The sequence below is a fragment of the Thiopseudomonas denitrificans genome (genome assembly GCF_002866065.1).
GTDB lineage: Bacteria > Pseudomonadota > Gammaproteobacteria > Pseudomonadales > Pseudomonadaceae > Thiopseudomonas > Thiopseudomonas denitrificans.
Window position 1 is genome coordinate 307054 of the sequence record NZ_LNJZ01000009.1, and the last position, 19932, is coordinate 326985.

21 protein-coding genes are annotated in these 19932 nt (G+C 60.8%); 17 read left to right on the plus strand and 4 right to left on the minus strand.

What is annotated here, in order from left to right; genetic code table 11:
* Nucleotides 1–81: 81 nt before the first annotated feature.
* Both AR306_RS10590 and AR306_RS10595 read right to left on the minus strand, forming a co-directional pair.
* Nucleotides 82–336, minus strand: coding sequence for a YkgJ family cysteine cluster protein (locus tag AR306_RS10590; protein WP_101497537.1), 255 nt, complete (start codon nt 334–336; stop codon nt 82–84).
* The gene (locus AR306_RS10595) at nt 337–1215 is read right to left on the minus strand and encodes an NAD(P)-dependent oxidoreductase (RefSeq protein WP_407071208.1); all 879 of its coding nucleotides are present in this window, start codon (nt 1213–1215) and stop codon (nt 337–339) included.
* A gap of 290 nt (nt 1216–1505) precedes the next feature.
* On the opposite strand from AR306_RS10595, the gene ccoN (AR306_RS10600) reads away from it, so the two are divergent.
* From ccoN (AR306_RS10600) to AR306_RS10670, 15 genes are all read left to right on the plus strand, one after another.
* Nucleotides 1506–2954: a cytochrome-c oxidase, cbb3-type subunit I gene (ccoN, locus tag AR306_RS10600; RefSeq protein WP_101497538.1), complete on the plus strand. Its 1449-nt coding sequence runs from the start codon at nt 1506–1508 to the stop codon at nt 2952–2954.
* Nucleotides 2954–3565 (plus strand): cytochrome-c oxidase, cbb3-type subunit II, encoded by a 612-nt coding sequence (gene ccoO / locus AR306_RS10605; RefSeq protein ID WP_101497539.1) that lies wholly within the window; start codon nt 2954–2956, stop codon nt 3563–3565. The genes ccoN (AR306_RS10600) and ccoO (AR306_RS10605) overlap by 1 nt, the downstream gene beginning before the upstream one ends.
* A gap of 63 nt (nt 3566–3628) precedes the next feature.
* Entirely contained in the window at nt 3629–4543 is a 915-nt protein-coding gene (gene ccoP, locus AR306_RS10610; protein WP_101497540.1) for a cytochrome-c oxidase, cbb3-type subunit III, read from the plus strand.
* 311 nt (nt 4544–4854) lie between these two features.
* The gene (gene ccoN / locus AR306_RS10615) at nt 4855–6294 is read left to right on the plus strand and encodes a cytochrome-c oxidase, cbb3-type subunit I (protein WP_101497541.1); all 1440 of its coding nucleotides are present in this window, start codon (nt 4855–4857) and stop codon (nt 6292–6294) included.
* Nucleotides 6294–6905 (plus strand): cytochrome-c oxidase, cbb3-type subunit II, encoded by a 612-nt coding sequence (ccoO, locus tag AR306_RS10620; protein WP_101497542.1) that lies wholly within the window; start codon nt 6294–6296, stop codon nt 6903–6905. The genes ccoN (AR306_RS10615) and ccoO (AR306_RS10620) overlap by 1 nt, the downstream gene beginning before the upstream one ends.
* Nucleotides 6906–6910: 5 nt before the next feature.
* Nucleotides 6911–7087 (plus strand): cbb3-type cytochrome oxidase subunit 3, encoded by a 177-nt coding sequence (locus AR306_RS10625; RefSeq protein WP_101497543.1) that lies wholly within the window; start codon nt 6911–6913, stop codon nt 7085–7087.
* A 4-nt stretch (nt 7088–7091) separates the two neighbouring features.
* Nucleotides 7092–8006, plus strand: coding sequence for a cytochrome-c oxidase, cbb3-type subunit III (gene ccoP, locus AR306_RS10630; protein ID WP_101497544.1), 915 nt, complete (start codon nt 7092–7094; stop codon nt 8004–8006).
* 141 nt (nt 8007–8147) lie between these two features.
* A complete protein-coding gene (ccoG, locus tag AR306_RS10635; RefSeq protein ID WP_101497545.1) occupies nt 8148–9551 on the plus strand; it encodes a cytochrome c oxidase accessory protein CcoG in 1404 nt (467 codons plus the stop codon).
* Between the two features lie 18 nt (nt 9552–9569).
* Nucleotides 9570–10082 (plus strand): FixH family protein, encoded by a 513-nt coding sequence (locus tag AR306_RS10640; protein WP_101497546.1) that lies wholly within the window; start codon nt 9570–9572, stop codon nt 10080–10082.
* A 25-nt stretch (nt 10083–10107) separates the two neighbouring features.
* Entirely contained in the window at nt 10108–12522 is a 2415-nt protein-coding gene (locus AR306_RS10645) for a heavy metal translocating P-type ATPase (protein ID WP_101497547.1), read from the plus strand.
* Between the two features lie 92 nt (nt 12523–12614).
* Complete coding sequence (ccoS, locus tag AR306_RS10650; RefSeq protein ID WP_101497548.1) at nt 12615–12809, plus strand: cbb3-type cytochrome oxidase assembly protein CcoS; 195 nt, start codon at nt 12615–12617, stop codon at nt 12807–12809.
* Nucleotides 12802–13488 (plus strand): sulfite exporter TauE/SafE family protein, encoded by a 687-nt coding sequence (locus tag AR306_RS10655; protein WP_101497549.1) that lies wholly within the window; start codon nt 12802–12804, stop codon nt 13486–13488. Before ccoS ends, AR306_RS10655 begins: the two co-directional genes overlap by 8 nt.
* Before the next feature lie 104 nt (nt 13489–13592).
* Nucleotides 13593–14567 (plus strand): oxygen-independent coproporphyrinogen III oxidase, encoded by a 975-nt coding sequence (locus tag AR306_RS10660; RefSeq protein ID WP_101497550.1) that lies wholly within the window; start codon nt 13593–13595, stop codon nt 14565–14567.
* 98 nt (nt 14568–14665) lie between these two features.
* Nucleotides 14666–15400 carry a fumarate/nitrate reduction transcriptional regulator Fnr gene (fnr, locus tag AR306_RS10665; protein ID WP_101497551.1) on the plus strand — a complete coding sequence of 245 codons (735 nt, stop codon included), beginning with the start codon at nt 14666–14668 and terminating at the stop codon, nt 15398–15400.
* A gap of 36 nt (nt 15401–15436) precedes the next feature.
* Nucleotides 15437–15985, plus strand: a complete 549-nt coding sequence (locus tag AR306_RS10670) for an adenine phosphoribosyltransferase (RefSeq protein ID WP_101497552.1) — start codon at nt 15437–15439, stop codon at nt 15983–15985.
* 74 nt (nt 15986–16059) lie between these two features.
* On the opposite strand, the gene AR306_RS10675 is transcribed toward AR306_RS10670, so the two are convergent.
* Both AR306_RS10675 and AR306_RS10680 read right to left on the minus strand, forming a co-directional pair.
* On the minus strand, nt 16060–17265 hold the full coding sequence (locus tag AR306_RS10675; protein ID WP_240622539.1) for a patatin-like phospholipase family protein: 1206 nt from the start codon (nt 17263–17265) through the stop codon (nt 16060–16062).
* On the minus strand, nt 17262–18182 hold the full coding sequence (locus AR306_RS10680; RefSeq protein WP_101497553.1) for a lipid A biosynthesis lauroyl acyltransferase: 921 nt from the start codon (nt 18180–18182) through the stop codon (nt 17262–17264). The genes AR306_RS10675 and AR306_RS10680 overlap by 4 nt, the downstream gene beginning before the upstream one ends.
* A gap of 101 nt (nt 18183–18283) precedes the next feature.
* Between AR306_RS10680 and minC the strand changes: the two genes are divergently transcribed.
* Both minC and minD read left to right on the plus strand, forming a co-directional pair.
* Nucleotides 18284–19018, plus strand: coding sequence for a septum site-determining protein MinC (gene minC / locus AR306_RS10685; protein WP_101497554.1), 735 nt, complete (start codon nt 18284–18286; stop codon nt 19016–19018).
* Between the two features lie 99 nt (nt 19019–19117).
* On the plus strand, nt 19118–19927 hold the full coding sequence (gene minD / locus AR306_RS10690) for a septum site-determining protein MinD (protein WP_101497555.1): 810 nt from the start codon (nt 19118–19120) through the stop codon (nt 19925–19927).
* The last annotated feature ends 5 nt before the right edge of the window (nt 19928–19932 follow it).

Sequence of the window (19932 nt, forward strand, 5' to 3'; positions counted from 1 at the left end):
CAATCGGCAGCCTTTTTTTGTGCCTGCCGGCTTACCCGGGCAGGCCCTCCCATATCCGTCTCCCAGCCCGCCGGACCAGCCTCAGCACGCGGTGCTTTCCTCAAGCCAGCCGATGATGCGAATGGCATCCTCGCGACTGTCGCCACAAATATCGGAACTGGCCGAAAACCCTGCACAAAAGGCCGGACGCTCCTGCGTCCCGAACAGCAGACACAGGTTGGCCTCATCCAGATGCAGACAGCGTACCCCTGCCGGTTTGCCGGCCGGCATGCCCGGCATCGGGGTATTGATCGAAGGCGCAATGCAACATGCGCCACATCCCGGCCGACAGTTCACTCAGCGCTCCCGGTCCAGACGCCTGATCAGGCTTGAGGTATCCCAGTTTTCACCACCCATCGCAATCACGTCGGCATAGAACTGGTCGACCAGCGCAGTGACCGGCAGCTGGGCACCATTGCGCCGCGCCTCATCCAGCACCAGGGCAAAATCCTTGCGCATCCACTTGACCGCAAAACCGAAATCGAATTCGCGGGCCAGCATGCTCTGGTAGCGGTTCTGCTGCTGCCAGGACTGCGCCGCACCACCACTGATCACCTCCATGGCGGCATGGGCATCAATGCCCGACTGCTCGGCAAAGTGCAGCGCCTCGGACAGCCCCTGCAGCAACCCGCCGATGCAAATCTGGTTGACCATCTTGGTCAGCTGGCCGCTACCAACCGGCCCCATCAGGCGCTGCATGCGTGCGTAGCAGGCCAGTACCGGCTCGATCGCGGCGTAATCATCCGCCTCACCACCCACCATGATGGTCAGACAGCCGTTTTCGGCACCCGCCTGCCCACCCGACACCGGCGCATCCAGCACAGCCACGCCATGCCCGGCGGCAATACCGGCCAGTTCGCGGGCCAGTTCGGCCGATGCAGTGGTGTGGTCAACCAGGTAACTGCCTGAACGCATGCCGGCCAGGACACCTTCATCGCCCAGTACCACCGACCTGATGTCATCATCATTGCCTACGCATACACACACCGCATCGGCATCACGGGCCGCTGCAGCCGGTGTCTGCGCATGGCTGCCACCATATTCGGCAACCCAGCGCAATGCTTTCTCCTCACTGCGGTTGTAAACGCAGACCTGATAACCGGCACGGAGCAGATGCCCCGCCATGGGATACCCCATGTTGCCCAGCCCTATAAATGCGATTTTCTTGATTGCCATGCCAAACGCCTTCCTGATTTGTCATACGTGGGGCCGGTCAATATACCAGCTCCGGCACAGCCTGCGACATCCGCCTGAAACATCGGACAGCATCATCACCGATAGAACAAATAATTAAGCCGACATGAAAAAGCTGACCAAAAACGATACTCCATGCCGGCAACAGTTGCCTCATTGACACTCATCAATACACCGTCCGGCCGGATTAAGCAGAATTTGCGCCGCTACAGCTACAGTTGCGCCGTGGCGCGAGTTAGCACATCTGCCCAACAAATGGATGGAAAATAACCATGAACACAACCACAAGTTCCGCCTATAACTACAAGGTGGTTCGCCAGTTTGCCATCATGACGGTGGTCTGGGGGATTGTCGGGATGCTGGTCGGCGTCCTGATTGCCGCCCAGCTGGTCTGGCCCCAACTCAACCTCGACATCCCCTGGCTGACTTATGGCCGCCTGCGTCCGCTGCATACCAATGCGGTGATTTTCGCCTTTGGCGGCTGTGCGCTGTTTGCCACCTGTTACTATTCGGTCCAGCGCACCTGCCAGACCACCCTGTTCGCGCCCAAACTGGCCGCCTTCACCTTCTGGGGCTGGCAACTGGTCATTCTGCTGGCAGCGATCAGCCTGCCGCTGGGCTATACCACCTCCAAGGAATACGCGGAGCTGGAATGGCCGATCGACCTGCTGATCACCATCGTCTGGGTCAGCTATGCCATCGTCTTTTTTGGCACCCTGGCCCAGCGCAAGGTCAAGCACATCTACGTCGGTAACTGGTTCTACGGCGGCTTCATCCTGGTCGTGGCCATGCTGCACGTCGTCAACAGCATGGCAATCCCGGTACTGTCCGGTGGCCTGGTCAAGTCCTACTCGGCCTATGCCGGCGCCACTGACGCCATGGTCCAGTGGTGGTACGGCCACAACGCGGTCGGTTTCTTCCTGACTGCCGGCTTCCTCGGCATGATGTACTACTTCGTGCCCAAGCAGGCCGAACGCCCGATCTATTCCTACCGCCTGTCCATCGTGCACTTCTGGGCGCTGATCACCCTGTACATCTGGGCCGGCCCGCACCACCTGCACTACACCGCACTGCCTGACTGGGCCCAGTCCCTCGGCATGGTGATGTCCCTGATTCTGCTGGCTCCCAGCTGGGGCGGCATGATCAACGGCATGATGACCCTGTCCGGTGCCTGGCACAAACTGCGCAGCGATCCGATCCTGCGCTTCCTGGTGGTCTCGCTGGCGTTCTACGGCATGTCCACCTTCGAAGGCCCGATGATGTCGATCAAGACCGTCAACGCCCTGTCGCACTACACCGACTGGACCGTTGGTCACGTTCACGCCGGCGCGCTGGGCTGGGTTGCCATGGTCTCGATCGGTGCCCTGTATCACCTGATTCCGCGCCTGTTCGGCCGTGAACAGATGTACAGCGTCAACCTGATCAACACCCACTTCTGGATGTCCACCATCGGCACCGTGCTGTATATCGCCTCCCTGTGGGTCAACGGCATCGCCCAGGGCCTGATGTGGCGTGCGGTCAACGATGACGGCACCCTGACCTACACCTTCCAAGAAGCCATCAATCTCAGCCACCCCGGCTTCGTGGTGCGCCTGATCGGCGGTGCCATCTTCTTCAGCGGCATGCTGCTGATGGCCTGGAACGTATGGAAAACCGTCCGTAGCGCCGACCCTGCCAAGGCTGCTGCTGCCAACCGCTTTACGGTCGAAGGAGCTCACTGATGAAGTCGCATGAGATACTAGAAAAAAACGTTGCCCTGCTGGCGTTCTTCATGATCCTGGCAGTAAGCGTGGGCGGCCTGACCCAGATCGTTCCGCTCTTCTTCCAGGACGTGGTCAACGAGCCGGTGGACGGTCTCAAGCCCTACACCGCGCTGCAGCTGGAAGGCCGCGACATCTACATCCGTGAAGGCTGTGTCGGCTGTCACTCGCAGATGGTACGCCCGTTCCGCGCTGAAACCGAGCGCTATGGCCACTACTCGGTCGCCGGTGAAAGCGTCTACGACCACCCCTTCCTGTGGGGCTCCAAGCGCACCGGTCCGGACCTGGCCCGTGTCGGCGGCCGTTACTCCGACGACTGGCACCGCGCCCACCTGTACAACCCGCGTAACGTGGTGCCCGAGTCGAAGATGCCTTCCTACCCCTGGCTGGTGGAGAACCATCTGGACGGCAAACATACCGTTGCCAAGATGAAAGCACTGAAAACCCTGGGTGTACCCTATACCGATGAGGACATGCAGGGCGCAGTTGCCGCCGTCAAGGGCAAGTCCGAAATGGATGCGGTAGTGGCTTACCTGCAGGTGCTCGGTACTGCCATCAAGAACAAACGATAAAAACGGATAACGCCTGCCACCCAACGGCAGGCGTCCAGCACACTCATCAAGGAGTACACACCAATGACATCTTTCTGGAGTTGGTACGTCGTCATCCTGACCACGTTCACCCTGGTGGCCCTGGTCTGGCTGATACTGGCCACCCGCAAGGGCCAGCACAGTGATACCACGGACCAAACCGTGGGCCACGTCTATGACGGCATCGAAGAGTACGACAACCCCCTGCCACGCTGGTGGTTCATGCTCTACATCGGCACCGTCGTCTTTTCCGTCGGCTACCTCGTCCTCTACCCCGGCATGGGCAACTGGAAGGGCATCCTCCCCGGCTATGACGGCGGCTGGACCTCGGCCAAGCAATGGGAGCGCGAAGTCGCACGCGCCGACGAAAAATACGGCCCCATCTTCGCCAAATACGCCAGCATGTCCATCGAGGACGTCGCCGCTGACGAAGACGCACAAAAAATGGGCTCGCGCCTGTTCGCCAACCACTGCGCCATCTGTCACGGCTCCGACGCCAAGGGCTCGCCCGGCTTCCCCAACCTGACCGACAAGGACTGGCGCTGGGGCGGCGATGCAGACACCATCATGACCACCATCCTCCATGGCCGCACCGGCGTCATGCCGGCATGGGGTGAAGTCATCGGTGAAGACGGCGTCAAGAACGTCTCCGCCTATGTCCGCGGCGAGCTCGCCGGACTGCCGCTGACCGATGCCGACTCCTTTGATCTGGAGCATGGAAAGCAGGTTTTCGCACAGACCTGCGTCGCCTGCCATGGTCCTGACGGCACCGGCATGGCAGTATTGGGCTCGCCCGACCTGACATCACCCGGCGGCTGGATCTATGGCCAGAGCCTGACACAGATCCAGCAGACCGTACGCTACGGCCGCACCGGCGTCATGCCACCACAGCAGGAGTTCCTCGGCAACGACAAGGTCCACCTGCTCGCAGCCTACGTCTACGGACTGTCCAGAGACTGACCGTTACCGCCCCGCACAATGGCAGCCCCCGGCTGCCATTGTCACGTCAGGCATTTCATTTCCCTCTCCCGCTTCCCGCCCTGTTCATAAGGGCTGCTGATGCGCTAAGATACGCAGTTCCGCCTGCACTGCCGGGCCATATCGCCACAGAGAAATACAGCGAATGGTCGCACGCTCTTGATTTGCATCAATTTCTGTAGCATAAACAAGCTGCTTGCCGATTGCCGGCCAATTCCCCTGCAAGGAGGATCCCTGGCGCAAGGCGCTCGCGGAACACAATTCAAAACTTAGACTTTAGTGGAAGCCTTAGCATGAGCACTGCAACCCAAGAGAATGCTTATAACTACAAGGTCGTCCGCCAGTTTGCCATCGCAACGGTAATCTGGGGCATTGTAGGCATGAGCGTGGGCGTACTGATCGCCGCCCAGCTGGTCTGGCCAGACCTGAACTTCGATCTTCCCTGGACCAGCTTCGGACGCCTGCGTCCGCTGCATACCAACGCGGTGATTTTCGCCTTTGGTGGTTCGGCCCTGTTTGCCACCTCTTATTACGTGGTGCAACGTACCTCGCAAACCCGGCTGCTTTCCGACAGCCTGGCCGCCTTCACCTTCTGGGGCTGGCAGGCAGTGATCGTGCTGGCCGCCATCACCCTGCCGCTGGGCTATACCACCACCAAGGAATACGCCGAGCTGGAATGGCCGATTGCCATCCTGCTGGCCGTGGTCTGGATCGTGTACGGCATCGTGTTCTTCGGCACCATCATGAAGCGCAAGACCTCCCATATTTATGTGGGCAACTGGTTCTTCGGTGCCTTCATCGTGGTCACCGCGATGCTGCACATCGTCAACCACATCTCGATTCCGGTCACTTTCTGGAAGTCCTATTCCGCTTACGCCGGCGCCACCGACGCGCTGATCCAGTGGTGGTACGGCCATAACGCGGTCGGCTTCTTCCTGACCACCGGCTTCCTCGGCATGATGTACTACTTCGTGCCTAAGCAGGCCGAACGCCCGATCTATTCCTACCGCCTGTCCATCGTGCACTTCTGGGCGCTGATCACCCTGTACATCTGGGCGGGCCCGCACCATCTGCACTACACCGCCCTGCCTGACTGGGCCCAGTCCCTCGGCATGGTCATGTCGATCATCCTGCTGGCACCCAGCTGGGGCGGCATGATCAACGGCATAATGACCCTGTCCGGCGCCTGGCACAAACTGCGTAACGACCCGATCCTGCGCTTCCTGGTGGTTTCCCTCGCGTTCTACGGCATGTCCTCCTTCGAAGGCCCGGTGATGGCGATCAAGACCGTCAACGCCCTGTCGCACTACACCGACTGGACCGTTGGTCACGTCCACGCCGGCGCACTGGGCTGGGTTGCCATGGTCACCATCGGCTCCATGTACCACCTGATCCCGCGCCTGTTCGGCCGCGAGCAGATGGTCAGCGTCGGCCTGATCAATGCCCACTTCTGGCTGGCCACCATCGGCACCGTGCTGTATATCGCCTCCCTGTGGGTCAACGGCATCATGCAGGGCCTGATGTGGCGCGCAGTCAACAGCGACGGCACCCTGACCTACTCCTTTGCCGAGGCCCTGTCCGCCGCACACTACGGTTACATCGTACGCCTGATTGGCGGCGCCTTCTTCCTCACCGGCATGTTCCTGATGGCCTGGAACGTATGGCGCACCGTCCGCGTTGCCGACTATAGCCGCGCCACCGTCGCCGCCCGCATCGCAGAAGGAGCACACTAATGCAAGGTCATGAGAAACTCGAAAAGAACGTCGGCCTGCTGGCCTTCTTCATGGTCATCGCCGTCAGCCTTGGCGGCCTGACCCAGATCGTCCCGCTGTTCTTCCAGGACGTGGTCAACGAACCGGTGGACGGTCTCAAGCCCTACACCGCGCTGCAGCTGGAAGGCCGTGACATCTACATCCGTGAGGGCTGCGTTGGCTGCCACACCCAGATGATCCGTCCGTTCCGTGCCGAAACCGAGCGCTACGGCCACTACTCGGTTGCCGGTGAAAGCGTCTACGATCACCCCTTCCTGTGGGGCTCCAAGCGCACCGGTCCGGACCTGGCCCGTGTCGGCGGCCGTTACTCCGACGACTGGCACCGCGCCCACCTGTACAACCCGCGTAACGTGGTGCCTGAGTCGAAGATGCCTTCCTACCCCTGGCTGGTGGAGAACCATCTGGACGGCAAGGATACTGCGGCAAAAATGAAAGCCCTGCGCTTTCTGGGCGTTCCCTACACTGACGAAGATATCGCCAGCGCCAGGAGCGCCGTCAATGGCAAGACCGAAATGGAAGCTGTAGTGGCTTACCTGCAGGTTCTGGGTACATCAATCAAAAACAAACGGTAACAGTTATGGAAATTGGAATGCTGCGCGGCCTGGGCACACTGGTGGTGTTTGTTGCTTTCATCGGGCTGGTTTTCTGGGCCTACAACGGCAAGCGCAAGAGCAGCTTTGACGAAGCTGCCAACCTGCCCTTTGCCGATGATGCATCCGATACCACTAACTCCGCAAAAGAACCCAAGGAGTAAAGTCATGACTTCATTTTGGAGCTGGTACGTCGTCATCCTGACCACGTTCACCCTGGTGGCCCTGGTCTGGCTGGTACTGGCCACCCGCAAGGGCCAGCACAGTGATACCACGGACCAAACCGTGGGCCACGTCTATGACGGCATCGAAGAGTACGACAACCCCCTGCCACGCTGGTGGTTCATGCTCTACATCGGCACCGTCGTCTTTTCCGTCGGCTACCTCGTCCTCTACCCCGGCATGGGCAACTGGAAGGGCATCCTCCCCGGCTATGACGGCGGCTGGACCTCGGCCAAGCAATGGGAGCGCGAAGTCGCACGCGCCGACGAAAAATACGGCCCCATCTTCGCCAAATACGCCAGCATGTCCATCCAGGACGTCGCCGCTGACGAAGACGCACAAAAAATGGGCTCGCGCCTGTTCGCCAACCACTGCGCCATCTGTCACGGCTCCGACGCCAAGGGCTCGCCCGGCTTCCCCAACCTGACCGACAAGGACTGGCGCTGGGGCGGCGATGCAGACACCATCATGACCACCATCCTCCATGGCCGCACCGGCGTCATGCCGGCATGGGGTGAAGTCATCGGTGAAGACGGCGTCAAGAACGTCTCCGCCTATGTCCGCGGCGAGCTCGCCGGACTGCCGCTGACCGATGCCGACTCCTTTGATCTGGAGCATGGAAAGCAGGTTTTCGCACAGACCTGCGTCGCCTGCCATGGTCCTGACGGCACCGGCATGGCAGTATTGGGCTCGCCCGACCTGACATCACCCGGCGGCTGGATCTATGGCCAGAGCCTGACACAGATCCAGCAGACCGTACGCTACGGCCGCACCGGCGTCATGCCGCCACAGCAGGAGTTCCTCGGCAACGACAAGGTCCACCTGCTCGCAGCCTACGTCTATGGACTGTCCAGAGACTGATGTCACCTGAAAATGGCTGCGGCGGCACTTTGCCGCAGCCTTGTTTTTCTTGTATGGGCGTATCATTTCAAGGGTGAACAAACCTGTTCCGGCCGGTATACTACCGACAGAGCATGCTAGTAATCCATACAAGGCACAAACATGAGCAATCAAATACCCGTCAAGAACGTTACACCGCCCACACAAGGCGGTGACTTGTACGCAAAACGCGAAAAGATTCACACCCGCGCCTTCACCGGGCTGTTCCGGACGGTACGCATGTATGTGGGTGCTTTCCTCTTTTTACTCTTTCTGGGTACCGCCTGGCTCAACTGGGATGGCCACCAGGCCGTCTGGTGGAACCTGCCAGAGCGCAAATTCTATGTATTTGGCGCCACCTTCTGGCCCCAGGATTTCATGCTGCTGTCCTGGCTGCTGATCATTTCCGCCTTTGCCCTGTTTTTCGTCACCGTATATGCCGGCCGCGTCTGGTGCGGCTATGCCTGCCCACAAACCACCTGGACCTGGATCTTCATGTGGGTGGAAAAAGTCACCGAAGGTGACCGCAACAAGCGCATCAAACTGGACAAGGCCCCGATGTCGCTGGAAAAATTCCTGCGCCGCTTTGCCAAACACAGCCTGTGGCTGCTAATCGGTCTGGTCACCGGGCTGACTTTTGTCGGCTACTTCACCCCGATCCGCGAACTGCCGATGGACCTGCTGACCGGCCAGGCCAATGGCTGGGCCTATTTCTGGGTCGGCTTCTTCACCGTCATGACCTATCTGGCTGCCGGCTTCCTGCGCGAACAGGTCTGCATCCACATGTGCCCCTACTCCCGCTTCCAGAGCGTGATGTTCGACAAGGACACCCTGATCGTTTCCTACGATGCCAAGCGCGGTGAAAACCGTGGTGCCCGCAAAAAAACCGCCGATTACAAGGCCGAAGGCCTGGGCGACTGCATCGACTGCACCCTGTGCGTGCAAGTGTGCCCGACCGGCATCGACATCCGTGACGGCCTGCAGATTGCCTGTGTCAGCTGCGCCGCCTGTATCGACGTCTGTGACGAGGTCATGGACAAGATGGGCTACGAAAAGGGCCTGATCCGTTACACCACCGAGCACAACCTGTCCGGTGAAAAAACCAAACTGCTGCGTCCACGCCTGGTTGGTTATGCGGCGGCCCTGCTGATCATGATCAGCCTGTTCTCCTATACCGTTTTCAATCGCACACTGGTCGAGCTGAACGTGATCAAGGACCGCATCCCTTACCGCGAGAACATGTCCGGCCGCATCGAGAACGTCTACCTGCTGCGCATCATCAACAAGGACCAGCACGCCCACACCTATGTGCTGGAAGCCAGCGGCCTGTCCGGCATCACACTGGAAGGCAAGCAGAACTTCGAGGTACAGGCCGGGGAGATCTTCTCCGCACCGGTTTCAGTTTCGGTTGATCCGGAAAACATCGGTTCCAGCACCAACAAGATCGAATTCACCATCCAGTCGGTGGACGACCAGAGCATTTCCCGCTCGTCCAAATCCACCTTCACCGGCCCCGTCATCCGTTAAACAAGAGGAATACCCGTCATGCAACAGACCGCGCAAACAAGCAGCCGCTGGTACAAGGAACCCTGGGCCTGGTTCGTGCTGGGCATCCTGGGCTCCTCGGTAGTGCTCGGTCTGTCGCTGTTGACCATCGCCATCAATAACCAGCCGAGCATGGTGGTAGACAACTACTACGATGCCGGCAAAGGCATCAACACCTCGCTGGAGCGCGAGCGCCTGGCAGTCAAGCTCAACATGCAGGCACTGCTGGTGCTGGACAGCGAGCGCGGCGAGGTGTTGCTGGAGCTGCAGGGCATGAGCCAGCCGCAACAGCTGGTACTCAACCTGATCTCCCCCACCCAGCCCGAGCGTGACCGCCGCATCGTACTGCAACCCGGCCAGCTTGCCGGCCAGTATCGCGGACTGCTGACCGAAGAGATCAGCGGCCGCCGCTTTGTCGAACTGCTGGGCGCTGAAGAGGGTCATGACTGGCGCCTGTTTGAAGAGGAAGAACTGAGCCCCGGCCAGCCTGTCGAGCTGGGCGAAGCCCTCTGAGGCATGCCCTGACGGCCGCATCCCGATGTCTTCTCCGCAACCCTGTTATCACTGCAGCCTGCCGGTTCCACCCGGCAGCCGCTTTCACACCGCCGTGCTCGGCAGCCAGCGCAACTTCTGTTGCCCGGGTTGCCAGGCAGTTGCCGAAGCCATTGTTGATAACGGTCTGGAGAGCTACTACCAGCATCGCAGCGAGTCCTCAACCAACCCCGATGCCCTGCCCGGGCTGATTCCCGACGAGCTGAAACTCTATGACCGCCCCGACGTGCAGGACCCTTTCGTCCAGTCCGATGGCGAGCTCAGCGATACCCGGCTACTGATCGAGGGTATCACCTGCGCCGCCTGTGGCTGGCTGATTGAAAGGCACCTGGCCAGACTGCCCGGTGTCAGCAGTGCCGATCTCAACCTGTCGAACCATCGCCTGCACGTACGCTGGGACGCCAGCCGCCTGCCACTGTCGGAACTGATGCAGAGCCTGCGCAAGATCGGCTATGCCGCTCACCCCTGGCAAGCGGACAAGGTGACAGAACAACTGGCCCACGCCAATCGCCGGGCCCTGCGCAAACTGGGTGTCGCCGGCTTGCTGTGGATGCAGGTGATGATGGCCTCCATGGCTACCTGGCCGGAATTCAATATCGACCTGTCGCCCGGCATGGACGGCCTGCTGCGCTGGGTCAGCCTGATCCTGACCACGCCGATCATTTTTTACTGCAGTACCGAGTTTTTCCAGGGTGCCATTCGCGACATCCGCACCCGGCACCTGACCATGGATGTATCCGTCTCGCTGGCCATCGCCGGTGCCTATGTCGCCGGCATCTGGTCAACCTTTACCGGCCAGGGCGAGCTGTATTTCGACGCCTCCGGCATGTTCGCTTTTTTCCTCTTGTCCGGCCGTTATCTGGAGCGCCGCGCCCGCGAGCGCACCGCAGCAGCCACTGCCCAGCTGGTCAACCTGTTGCCGGCTTCCTGTTTGCGACTGGATGCCAAAGGCAACAGCGAGCGCATCCTGCTGCGCGAACTGCAGCTGGCTGACCACGTGCTGGTCCCCCCGGGGCACCTGATTCCTGCCGACGGCAGGATCCTGGAAGGGCGCTCCAGCGTCGATGAGTCCCTGTTGACCGGTGAGTATCTGCCCCTGCCACGCAGCCCCGGCGATCATGTCACAGCCGGCACGCTCAATGTCGAAGGCCCTCTGACTCTTCAGGTCGATGCCCTGGGTGACGACACCCGCCTATCGGCGATCGTCCGCCTGCTGGACCGGGCCCAGTCACTGAAACCACGCCTGGCAGTGATTGCAGACCGCGTCGCCCAGTGGTTCCTGATCAGCGTTTTGCTGATTGCCACCGCGGTAGGCCTGGCCTGGCTGAGCATCGACAGCAGCCGCGCCTTCTGGGTGGTGCTGTCACTGCTGGTTGCCACCTGCCCCTGCGCCCTGTCACTGGCCACCCCGACCGCCCTCACCGCCGCCACCGGCAGCCTGCACAAACTGGGCCTGTTGCTGACCAGCGGGCACGTGCTGGAAAGCTTCAAGCATATTGATACCGTCATTTTCGACAAGACCGGCACCCTCACCGAGGGCCGCCTGACCCTGAAAGATATCCGGCCTTTCCCCGGGCAGGATGCAGACCGCGCGCTGGCCATCGCCAGCGCACTGGAAAACCGTTCCGAACATCCCATCGCCCGTGCCTTCGGCCATAGCCCGCTGGTCGCCAGCCAGGTAACCAATACCGCCGGCATGGGACTGGAGGGCATGGTTGACGGCCAGCAACTGCGGATCGGCCGCCCCGATTTTGTCGCCGCGCTGAGCCACGGTTCTGTTCCACAACCGCCGACGGCACAGGGGCAGTGGCTGCTACTGGGGAATGAGCAAGGACCGCTGGCATGGTTTGCACTCGATGATCAGCTGCGCAGTGACGCGCCGGATCTGTTGGCAGCCTGCCGGAAAAGGGGCTGGAGCACTCTGCTGCTGTCCGGTGACAGCTCGCCGATGGTGCAGGAAGTGGCTGCCACACTCGGCATCAACGATGCCCGCGGCGGACTGACCCCTGCCGACAAGCTGGCCGTCCTGCAAGAACTGCACGACAAGGGGCATCGCGTACTGATGCTGGGTGACGGTGTCAATGATGTGCCGGTACTGGCCGCTGCCGACATCAGCATTGCCATGGGCAGCGCCACCGACCTGGCCAAAACCAGTGCCGATGCCATCCTGCTTTCCAACCGGCTGGGCAGCCTGGTCGATGCCCTGGACGTGGCCCGCAAAACCCGCCGCATCATTATCGAGAACCTGGCCTGGGCAACGCTGTATAATGGTTTGGTCATTCCTTTTGCCGCCATTGGCTGGGTCACTCCGGGCTGGGCCGCCATCGGCATGTCCATCAGCTCTCTGCTGGTGGTCCTGAACGCCATGCGCCTGACCCGTCTGCCCCGTCCACAGGCCTGACTCTGTTGCGCAGCAACAAGAAACGTTTGCATACGGTTCGTTGTTTGCAGTCAACCGGCAAGCCGCTCACACCTACACAGGAGACATCTCGCATGGCTGCACTCTATATCATGATCCCGGTGGCCATGGTCATAGTCGGCCTCGCCATCTGGCTGTTCTTCTGGGCCGTCAACAGCGGCCAGTTCGACGATCTGGACAGTCCGGCCCACAGCATCCTGTTTGACGACACCGAGCCCTTTGCCGACAAGGGCAACCGCGACAACGAAAGCAGGCCGGCCGATGACTGAACTCCTGCCTCTGCTGCTGTCCGCCTTCACCCTGGGCCTGCTCGGCGGCGGTCACTGCTTCGGCATGTGTGGCGGCCTGATGGGGGCGCTGGGCATGGCCATTCCCGCCGATCAGCAACAGCGCAAGCTCCAGTATCTGGTACTGTACAATCTGGGCCGCATTCTCAGCTATGCCCTGGCCGGCTTTCTCTTCGGTCTGGCCGGCTGGGCCATCGATCAGAGCCCGGCAGCCAATATTCTGCGCATCCTGGCCGGCCTGCTGTTGATCAGCATGGGCCTCTACCTGGCTGGCTGGTGGTTCGGCCTGACCCGCCTGGAACAGCTGGGGCAGCACTTCTGGCGACCCATCCAGGCATTTGCCCGGCGTTTCATGCCCCTGCGTCGCCGCCGCCACGCCCTGCTGCTGGGCACCCTGTGGGGCTGGCTGCCGTGCGGACTGGTGTACAGCACCCTGATCTGGTCGGCCAGCCAGGGCAGCGCCGCACTCGGCGCCCTGTTGATGCTCTGCTTTGGTCTGGGTACCTGGCCGGTGCTCATCGCCTCGGGACTTGCCGCAGAAAAGCTGGGACACTTCCTGCGCAAACGCAGCGTGCGCGCTACCGCCGGCATCCTGATCATCCTGTATGGCATCTGGACCCTGCCCGGCCCCCACCAGCACCTGCTCATGGGCGGCCACTGAGCGGCTCGCCCCCGGTAACCAGCTTGATACAGGTCAAGCACCCGTGATCTGCCACTGTTTATACTCCGTACCGGACCAGAGGTGATGACAGTCAAGGATCAAGCATGAACCAAGCTGCGCAGCGGACAGGCAGATACAGCGAGCAGAATTTTTGCGCCATTCCCCGGCCATGCGCCCCCTGTGCACAGGCCAGCATGGTCGAAATCAGCGCATTCGAACGCTACCGGGCACTGCAGAACCTGCAGCTGGCCGATGCCGGCCTGATCATCCTGCTGCATATCCCGCCGACGGAACTGCTGCAGCCTCCGCTGTCTGCCGGGCATTATCTCGATGCCCTGCTCGCCGAGACCAGCCTGGCCTGCAAACACCTGCCGGACAACCCGCAGTTGCACCAGCTGCACGTTTATGGCGATGTTGCCCTGTTCAGTCAGCAGCAACTGCAGCAACTGTTTGCAGCACTGCGCCAGCACCTGCAACTGCCATCAAACAATTTCGCCTGGTTCTCGATCGGCATCACCCCTGGCCACTCAAGCTGGGCCGCACTGGGCAAGCTGCGTGACGCCGGCTTCAACCGCATCACCCTGAACTGCAACGAACCCTGCTTCCAGGCGGCCGAAAGCCTTTACGATGCAGCCCGCGCCCTGCAGTTCAACACCATTACCATGCGCGCCAGATATAGCCCCGACGGCTCCGGCCGGCTCTGCCCGCGCCTGCAGGCAATGGCCCGCCTGCAACCTGACCGCATCGTGCTTGAACACGCCGACGAATCCCTGTACGACAGTCCGCCGGATGCGGCACTGGTCGCCTACCTCAAGCAGGCCGGCTACGTCCAGGCAACCCACAGCTGCTTTGTCCTGCCCGACGACGAGCTTACCGAGTACTGTGACAGCCTGGCCGACAATTGCATCAGCAGCTCCGCCCACCCGGTTCTGGGCCTGGGTGCCGGCGCCAGCAGCCAGCTTGAGCGCCTGTATTTTTGCAACGACAGCCCACTGGAACCCTACATCCGGACGCTGGCCGGCAATCAACTGCCCCCGGCTCGCGGCTACCGGAGCGAAAGCCCTTCCAGGCCGAAATAAGATCCGCCTTTTCAACCAGTCATGGCTGGCAGCTTTGTATAGGCTGGGGTAATCTATATGCATCCGTTTATATATTACCGGCCGAGAGACCCAGAAATATGGCTGAAGTTATCAGCGTTCGCAGCACACACCAGGCCCACTGCAAAGATTGCAGCCTGGCAGCACTATGCCTGCCATTGTCACTCGAAATGAACGACCTGAATGCACTTGATGCCATCGTCAAGCGTAGCCGCCCACTGAAAAAGGGCGAATACCTGTTCCGCCAGGGCGATACGTTCAGCTCGGTTTATGCAGTACGTTCCGGCAGCCTGAAAACATTCAACATCACCGATTGCGGCGAGGAACAGATCACCGGCTTCCACCTGCCCAGCGAGTTTGTCGGCCTCTCGGCCATGGACACTGAAATGTACCCCGTTTCCGCCATCGCCCTGGAAACCACCTCGATTTGCGAAATTCCCTTTGACTGTCTTGACCAGCTCAGTGTCAGCATGCCCCAGCTGCGCCGTCAGCTGATGCGCATCATGAGCCGGGAAATCCGCGACGAGCAGCAAATGCTGCTGTTGCTGTCGAAGAAAAACGCCGAAGAGCGCATTGCCACCTTCCTGGTCAACCTGTCTGCCCGCTTCCGTGCCCGTGGCTATTCGCCCTATCAGTTCCGTCTGGCCATGTCACGCAATGAAATCGGCAACTACCTGGGGCTGGCGGTCGAAACCGTCTCCCGCGTCTTTACCCGGTTCCAGCAAAACGAGCTGCTCAAGGCCGAAGGCAAGGAAATCCATCTGCTCAACCTGATGGATCTGTGCGCCCTGGCCGGTGGCAGCATGGAGCCCTGATCCATATCCGTCACAGTACACCTGAAGGAGCGCACCATGATTTTTGACGATTTTGCGATCAAGTCCCTGATCCGGGCAATTCCCGATTTTCCCCGCCAGGGCAACATCTTTCGTGACATCACTCCGGTCTTCCAGTCACCGAAAGCAACCCGCATGGTGGTTGACGGCCTGGTGCAACGCTATGTGGAAAGCGACTTCACCCATATCGGTGCCATCGAGGCTCGCGGTTTCTTGCTCGGCTCCATGGTGGCCTATGCCCTGAACAAACCGCTGGTGCTGTTTCGCAAGCAGGGCAAACTGCCCGATGACGTGCTGAGCGAGCCCTATGACACCGGTTACGAGCAGTCCCTGCTGGAAGTGCACAAAGATGTCCTGTGTGAAGGTGACAAGGTTCTGCTGATTGACGACATCATTGCCAGCGGTGCCACTTTCATTGCCGCCGCCAGCCTGATCCGCCGCATGGGTGCGTCCGTCTACGAGGTTGCCGCCATCGTCGACCTGCCCGAGCTGGAAGGCTCACAGCGCCTGCAGGACGCCGGCATTCCCAGCTACAGCCTGACCGCCTTTGCCTGCGACGAGCGCTGAAACTCCCCCGCCAGAACAATTCCCCCGGTGACTACAAGGTGCAAGCCCGTGGTCACCCGGCCAACCCGCCGATGCTATGGGCGATGACCCGGCTCATGCTGCAGGCAGGGCTCGAAAAATCGCTGCAGCCGCTCCTTCTGAGCGATCGCATCCTGATAGCCCAGCTCGACCAGCTCCCGGCAGTAATCCTTTTCAAACAGCAAATAGCTCAGAACGCCGCCGCCCGTGCTGCGGGTTGCACCCGGCCCCCGCAGAAAAGTACGGATCGATGACGGCAGCTGGTGCCGGTGTCGCACGGCAATGTCATCGATGATCTGGCTGGGCTGGATCACCAGCACCTCGACCGGTGCCAGCCCTTCCTGCAAGTGGTGGTACTCGCCCGGAATCAGGTTCCCGAGCTGGTTGAGCCGCTCCAGCAGCTCCAGGTCGGACTCAAGGTTGTCAGTAAAGGTGCTGTTGAGCAGGTGACCGCTGATCTGGGCCAGCGTAGGTGCTCGCAGTTGCAACCGGCTGTTGGCCTGTTCCTGCAAGCGGCTGTTGACGCCCACCACCAGAATCCGGTTAGCGCCCAGATGCAGCGCAGGGCTTATCGGCGCGGCCTGGCGCACCGCGCCGTCACCATAGAAACTGCTGCCAAGGCGCACCGGCGGAAACAACAGCGGAATGGAGGCGCTGGCCAGCAAATGATCCAGCCCGAGCCGGGTCGGAACGCCCTGACGCCGGTAGCGCTGCCAGGGCAGCACGGTGCCCCGGCTCTGGTAAAACGTGGTGGACTGGGCATCCTGATAGGAAAACGCGGTGATGCCGATTGCCCTCAGCTTGCGCCGGGCAATTGCCAGGCTGATGCCGCTGAAATCCAGCTCGCTGGCCAGCAGCTCGCGCAACGGCTCATTATTGAGCAGGGCCAGCGGTACCTGCCCGCGCCCCAGTCCCAGAAGATGCACACGACTGAAACGCATGGCCTGCTGCAACACCCCCGGCCAATCGGTGCGGTATACCTTGTTGGTGGTGAAGTTCTGCCAGACCTGTTCCAGTTGCTGTATCGAGCGCTTGAAATGCACGGCACCACACGCCAGGCTGACCGCGTTGATGGCCCCGGCCGAAGTGCCGACAATCACCTGAAAGGGGTTTTCCTCCGGCTGCGGCCACAGGTCACCAATGGCCTTCAACACACCGACCTGATAGGCCGCGCGTGCACCACCTCCGGACAGGATCAGGCCGGTAACCGGGGGGGCCGGCCGCACGATCTTCTTGCGGAACAGATGCTCACCGATACTCAATAGACTCGAGCCTCGCCTTCCGGCCGGGTTTTGAAACGCCTGTGGCTCCACAGATACTGCTCGGGATGCGCGGTGATCGCCTGTTCGACCCACTGGTTGATACGCAGGCAATCCTGTTCTTCACTTGCACCCGGGAAATCCTGCCAGGCCGGCTCCACCTGAATCAGATAACCCTTGCCGCGTGGCAGGCGGGTCTGGCGCATGGGTATCACCACGGCCCGGCCCAGCCGGGTAAAGCTGCTGGTCGCCGTCACCGTGGCCGCCGGTACGCCAAACAGCGGAACAAACAGGCTCTGCCTGGCACCATAATCCTGATCCGGTGCGTACCAGATCGCCCGCCCCTGGCGCAAATGCCGGATCATGGTGCGCACATCCTCGCGCTCGATGGCAATCGCGTCGGCATTGTGGCGCTCGCGCCCCTTGCGTTGCACATAATCGAACAACGGATTCTTGTGCGCCCGGTACATTCCGTCGATGGTGTGTTGCTGCCCCAGCAGGGCCGCCCCGATCTCCAGCGTGGTAAAGTGGATCGCCATCAGGATCACCCCCTGCCCGGCCTGCTGAGCCTGCTGCAGATGTTCCAGCCCCTCGATGCGCACCAGCCGCTGCAGGCGCTGCTGCGGCCACCACCAACTCATCGCCATTTCAAAAAAGGCAATGCCGGTGGAAGCGAAGTTCTGCCGCAACAGGTAGTCCCGCTCGGTCACCGTCAGCGCCGGAAAACACAGCTCAAGGTTACGCCTGGCAATATGCCGGCGGGAGCCGGCAAAACGGTACATCAGCGCCCCCAGCAATCGTCCGAGCCGGAGCAAGAACGGATAGGGCAGGCGTACCAGCAACCACAGCACGCCCAGTCCCAGCCACAACAACCAGAAGCGGGGGTGCAAAAATTGTCCGCTGAAGCGGTTTTCCTTCATGTCGTGCCTTCCACACCTGAAAACCGCTCCAGTTTACGGAAAAATTTGCAGACTCGCACGCTTGCGGCTATAAGACTATTTTTTGCGCACTGGACCCAAGCATGGAACAAACCGATTTACTGGAACAGGAACCGGAACAGCAGGCACCGGCTTTCCAGCTCAAGGGCAGCATGCTGACCCTGACCACCCTCGAGCTGCTGAGTAACGACCTGGCGGCCCTGGATAGCCAGCTGGCCGAAAAAGCGGCCCAGGCTCCGGACTTCTTCCGCGATGCCCCGCTGATCCTGGCACTGGACAAACGCCAGCCCGGCGACCTGCCCGACCTCGCCGAGTTGCTGACCCTGTGCCGTAACCACGGTCTGCGCCCGCTGGCCATCCGTAGCGAGCAGGAAGAGGAGCTGGCCGCAGCAGCGGCCATCGACCTGCCGGTACTGCCGCTGTCACTGGCCCGCGACCGCAACCTGCCGGCCCAGCCGCAGCCCGCAGCCCCCAAAGAGCCCGAATTGCTGCCGGCCCGCATCATCAACAGCCCGGTACGCAGCGGCCAGCAGATCTATGCGAAAAATGCCGACCTGATCGTCACCGCCTCAGTCAGTGCCGGAGCCGAACTGCTGGCCGACGGTCACATCCATGTCTATGGCGCGATGCGCGGGCGTGCGCTGGCCGGCATCAACGGCAACACGCAGGCACGCATTTTCTGCCAGCAACTGGGCGCCGAACTGGTATCCATTGCCGGCCAGTACAAGATCGCCGAAGACCTGCGTCGTATTCCGGCCTGGGGTAATGCCGCCCAGATTTACCTCGATGGTGAACAGATGCACATTATTGCACTCTAAGCACGGCAGGCAGGCTTTTGTACGTGCGCACGCTGTTTCAAGCCGTTATAATTGCACGCATTTGTTCGGCCTCTTTCCATTCATTTTAAGGTGACTCCCTTGGCAAAAATTCTTGTTGTAACTTCAGGCAAAGGCGGCGTCGGCAAGACAACAACCAGTGCCGCCCTGGGTACCGGTCTGGCCCTGCGCGGACACAAGACAGTCCTCGTCGACTTTGACGTGGGCCTGCGCAACCTTGACCTGATCATGGGCTGCGAGCGCCGGGTGGTATATGACTTCGTCAACGTCATCAATGGCGACGCCACCCTCAACCAGGCCCTGATCAAGGACAAGCGTCTGGAGAACCTCTACATACTGGCCGCCAGCCAGACGCGCGACAAGGACGCCCTGACCCAGGAAGGCGTGGAAAAAGTCATCGCCGAACTGGCCGAAGACTTCGATTACGTCATTTGCGACTCCCCCGCAGGCATCGAAAAAGGCGCCCACCTGGCCATGTATCTGGCCGATGAAGCCATTGTCGTGACCAACCCGGAAGTATCCTCGGTACGCGACTCCGACCGCATGCTGGGCCTGCTGTCAAGCAAATCCAAACGTGCCGAAGAAGGCCGTGAGCCGATTGTCGAACACCTGCTGCTGACCCGCTACAGCCCCGAGCGGGTAGAAACCGGCGAAATGCTCAGTGTCGAGGACGTCGAGGAAATCCTCTCCATCAAGATGATCGGCGTGATTCCCGAGTCCCAGGCAGTGCTCAAGGCCTCCAACCAGGGTATCCCGGTAATTCTGGATGAGGAAAGCGATGCCGGCCAGGCATATAGCGATGCCGTCGAACGCCTGCTGGGCAAAGACATTCCCCACCGTTTTCTTGAAGTCCAGAAAAAAGGCTTCCTCAAGCGCATGTTCGGAGGCTGACAAAT